The sequence below is a fragment of the Streptomyces adustus genome, assembly GCF_009377175.1.
Classification (GTDB): Bacteria; Actinomycetota; Actinomycetes; order Streptomycetales; family Streptomycetaceae; genus Streptomyces; species Streptomyces adustus.
This window is the reverse complement of sequence record NZ_VJZD01000428.1, coordinates 1-4,269: the sequence shown is the minus strand read 5'-3', so window position 1 is coordinate 4,269 and position 4,269 is coordinate 1. Positions and strand designations below refer to the sequence as shown.

Annotated in this window: 2 protein-coding genes and 2 pseudogenes; all 4 read right to left on the bottom strand. The window is 74.4% G+C overall.

The genetic code is table 11. The features are described from left to right. Nucleotides 1-214 (bottom strand): annotated as a pseudogene (locus FNH09_RS44955) (N,N-dimethylformamidase beta subunit family domain-containing protein); the annotation flags it as partial. 441 nt (nucleotides 215-655) lie between these two features. Beyond that, nucleotides 656-2,443: a M48 family metalloprotease gene (locus tag FNH09_RS44950; protein WP_162470066.1), complete on the bottom strand. Its 1,788-nt coding sequence runs from the start codon at nucleotides 2,441-2,443 to the stop codon at nucleotides 656-658. A gap of 307 nt (nucleotides 2,444-2,750) precedes the next feature. Continuing rightward, on the bottom strand, nucleotides 2,751-4,004 hold the full coding sequence (gene purD, locus FNH09_RS44945) for a phosphoribosylamine--glycine ligase (RefSeq protein WP_162470065.1): 1,254 nt from the start codon (nucleotides 4,002-4,004) through the stop codon (nucleotides 2,751-2,753). Nucleotides 4,005-4,132: 128 nt separating this feature from the next. After that, nucleotides 4,133-4,269, bottom strand: a pseudogene (locus FNH09_RS44940) (DNA polymerase III subunit gamma/tau); the annotation flags it as partial.

Here is a 4,269-nt window from a genome sequence, read left to right as displayed (position 1 = left end):
GACCGCCGACCGGGGCGGGACGGGGGGCGGGGACCCTGCCCCGCTGGGCGGTGTGGCCGGGAACCGGCTCCACGTACCAGGGAACGACCTGGCCGGTGTCGTCGAAGTACGTCTCGCTGCCGCGCAGCCAGGGCACCGGGCCCTGGCCGAAGGGGTCCGTCACCGCGTGCGCCAGTGCCCCCGACTCCCAGCGACGGATCTGCTCCGACCCCATGCTCGCTCCCCTCCCTCGCTCCCCCGTGGCCTTGTGCGGCGTCCGGCGCGCGGTGTACTGCGGCGCGCCTCGCGCGGTGCCGTGCGGCTGTGCGGCGTGCGGCTGTGCCGTGCTGTGCTGTGCGGCTGTGCTGTGCGGCTGTGCGACTCGGCCTGGCGCGGTGGGGGGCCCGGCCGGACACACGACGGATGCGTGGTCCGGCCGCGGTCGCGTACGGCTGCACGAGTGCACAGCCGTACGACTGTGTCGTCTGTCGTATGTCGGGCGCGCATGCCAAGAGCGCGTTCAGTCCCAGCACATCACATTACGCACCGATGCTGTCACTATTCGTTGCGAATTGGCCGAAAGTGGAATCCGGTGCTCCGGCAGGGATCATGCCCTTCCGCCATCACGCCGGACCGCCGTCCCGTCCCGCTGTCCGTCCGTCCGCCCGTCCGTCCGTCAGACGAGCCGTACCGGCTTCTCCGGCCGTATCCCGCACTCGACCAGCCAGGTCCGCAGCGGCACCGGGTCCCCGTCCTCTATGAGGCTCAGGACCTTCGGGGTCAGGTCGGTCGTGCGGATGCCGTCGATCAGCAGGGACGGGCCGTCCAGCCAGTCGAGTCCGGGGGCGGCGCCCGCGGTGTCCATCGCGGCGCAGCAGACCATCGCGGTGACGTGGTCGGCGAGGAGCTCCCGGGGGGTGCGCGGCGGCTGGAGAGGGAAGAGCGGGAGGGCGTCACCGTCCCAGAGGGCCGCGTCGGGGCCCTGGGCCGCACCCCCGGCAGCCGGCCCGCGGACCGTCGGGGCCGCGGCCTCCTCGCGGGCCAGCTCCGCGGTCAGCCCGCAGGCCAGCGCCATGCTGCGCTCGGTGCCGCCCTCCAGCGCGTCCTCGTCGGCGTCGGCGGCCATCGCCGCGTAGGGCTGGGGCAGGGGTTTCGGCAGGCTCGCCGTACCCACCCGGTCCGGGGCCGTCAGGTGGTCGAGCACGCGGGCCAGGGTGGGCCCGCCGGGGTGGGACGCGGTGCGGTCGGTGACGCGGCGCACGCCCAGGGTGTCCAGGACGCGGTGCAGCCGGGCGGCGTCCGCGCGCCACTTGCGGTCGACGACCTCGTCCGGATACTCCTGCCAGTCCACCGGGGCCCAGTCCGGACCGGGCTCGGCGGGACCGCCGTGGAAGAGCCGGGCGGCCAGCAGCGAGGCGGCCTCGTCCACCAGGCCGGGCTCTTCGAGCAGGTCGCAGGCGGGGCGCTCGCCCAGCCGGGAGGTGAAGCCCTCGGCCAGCCGGTCACGGCGGGACAGCTCGGTGAGGGCGGCCACCACCCCCGCGTCCAGCCGGGAGGGCCAGCGGCCCATCCGCCAGGCGGGCAGCGCGACCCGGGTCAGCAGCCGGTCCCAGCCCGCGTACGCGAGACCCACCTGCTCCTGGGCGACGATCCTGAGCCCGTAGTCCACAGCCTGTGCACGCTCGGCCGCGGCCGAGGCCACGCCGCGTTCCATCAGCGTGGCGTGCTCACGGCAGCCGCGCAGCAGCAGCCTGGCCACCCAGCCGAGGGTCGCGCACACCGCCCGCAGGGGCAGACATCGGCCGGGCGTGGAGGCGACGGCCACCGCCGCGTCCAGGCCGCGCACGAAACGGCGGGCGGCGGCTATGTCCGGGTGTGCCGACGGTCCCGTACCGGCGACGACGGGGGCGAGGACGGCGCGCAGTTCGCCCACCCGCATCCACCACAGGAACGGGGAGCCGATGACGAGCACGGTGGCGGCGGCGCGGCGCGGCGGCCTGCCCAGGCCGGTCATCTCGTCGCGGTCGTGGCCGTCCGGCGGGGACGGATCGTGCGGCGCGTGGGTGCGGTCCTCCAGCCAGCTGTCGCAGTCCGGGGTGAGCGCTATGGCCGAGGGCGCGGGGACGTCCAGGCGGTCGGCGAGGTCGCGCACCAGCCGGTACAGGTCGGGGGCGGACTCCTCGGCGATCGGGACGGTCGGGCTCACGGCGGGGCGGGCTCTGGCCACCACCAGGCCGATACCGACGGCGGCGAGCAGCACGACGACCGCGACCACCGTCACGATCCAGCGGGCGAGGTCCCAGCCCCGCCCCACCAGATGCCCGGTGGACCCGCCGGCCAGCAGCACCACCGCCACGGCCGCGGGCAGCAGGGCCACCGCCAGCGCCCGGCTCCTGACGCGCAGCACGGCCAGGGCCCTCGTCCGCGCGGCCTGCGCGCCCACCTCCACACCGATCCCGGTCACGTCCGGACTCACCCCCTCCCTGCTGACCTGGCTGTCCCGGTGGTCCCGGTTGTCCCGGTGGTCCCGGCTGTCCTGGCGAAGCTCACTCCCCCACTGTGGCACCCGCCGCCGACATCGCAATGCCGGTGGGCCAAGTGCCGGAATGCTTGCGCCGCACCCTAGTTGGGGCTCCGGTCCCCGTCAGCCGGATAGGGCATCGGTCACTCGATGGAATGGCTTTGGTCAGAGGTGGGCAACGCAAAGCAAAGATCGGGCCTCGGATATCTCCGGGGCCCGATCTTTGCGGAACACGAGGTCAGCGGGGTGGTCAGGCGCCCTGGGCCACCTTCGCCGCGATGTCCGTACGGTGCTGGGAACCGTCGAGTCCGATGCGGGAGACCGCCCGATAGGCGCGGTCGCGGGCCTCGGAGAGGTCCTGGCCGGTCGCGGTGACCGAGAGCACCCGGCCGCCCGCGCTGACCACGGCGTCGCCGTCGTGCCTGGTGCCCGCGTGCAGGACGTACGCGTGCGGCGCGTCCTGGGCGGCCACCTCGTCGAGGCCGGTGATCGGGTCGCCGGTGCGCGGGGTGTCGGGGTAGTTGTGCGAGGCGACGACCACGGTGACCGCGGCGTCGTCGCTCCAGCGCAGCGGGGCCAGGTCGTCGAGGGTGCCGTTCGCGGCGGCCAGCAGGACACCGGCCAGCGGGGTCCGCAGCCGGGCCAGCACGACCTGGGTCTCGGGGTCGCCGAACCGGGCGTTGAACTCGATGACCCGGACGCCTCGGCCGGTGATCGCGAGTCCGGCGTAGAGCAGGCCGGAGAACGGGGTGCCGCGGCGGCGCATCTCGTCGACGGTGGGCCTGAGGACGCTCTCCAGCACCTCCTCCACCAGCTTCGGGTCGGCCCACGGCAGCGGGGAGTACGCGCCCATGCCGCCGGTGTTCGGACCCTCGTCGCCGTCCAGCGCGCGCTTGAAGTCCTGGGCGGGCTGGAGCGGGACGACCGTCTCGCCGTCGGTGATCGCGAAGAGGGACACCTCGGGGCCGTCGAGGAACTCCTCGATGACCACCCGGTCGCAGGCGGCCGCGTGCGCCTTGGCCGCCTCCAGGTCGGAGGTCACCACGACGCCCTTGCCCGCGGCGAGGCCGTCGTCCTTGACGACGTAGGGGGCGCCGAAGGCGTCGAGGGCCTCGGCGACCTCGTCGGCGGTCGTGCAGACGTAGGAGCGCGCGGTGGGGACGCCCGCACACGCCATCACGTCCTTGGCGAAAGCCTTGGAGCCCTCCAGCTGCGCGGCCTCCCCTGACGGACCGAAGACCGGGATGCCGGCCGCGCGGACGGCGTCGGCGACACCGGCCACCAGCGGGGCCTCCGGGCCCACCACCACCAGCTCGGCGCCGAGCTCGCCGGCCAGCGCGGTCACGGCCGCGCCGTCCAGGGCGTCGACCTGGTGCAGCTCGGCGACCTCGGCGATGCCGGCATTGCCGGGGGCGCAGTGCAGCGCCGTGACGTCGGGGTCGAGGGACAGGGAGCGGCACAGGGCGTGTTCGCGGGCGCCGCTGCCGATGACAAGGACCTTCACGGGGTCAGCCTAACCGGCGCGGGAGCGAGCACTTTGTGCGGGCTTCCGAGACGGAGGGCGCGCGCCGCTTGTGGCTTCCTCCGAACCAGGGCCCGCAATCCGTCGCCCATCACGGCCCTGAACTGGGCTTATTCGTTGGAGATCTCTTCCACGACCGTCGCTCCGAGTTCCCGCACGATCAGTTCGTGCCCGGAGAGGGCCGACTCGTCGAGGTCGGGGTCGTCGTCCTCGGGGATGTCGTCCTCGGGGGCGACCGGGGGCGGCT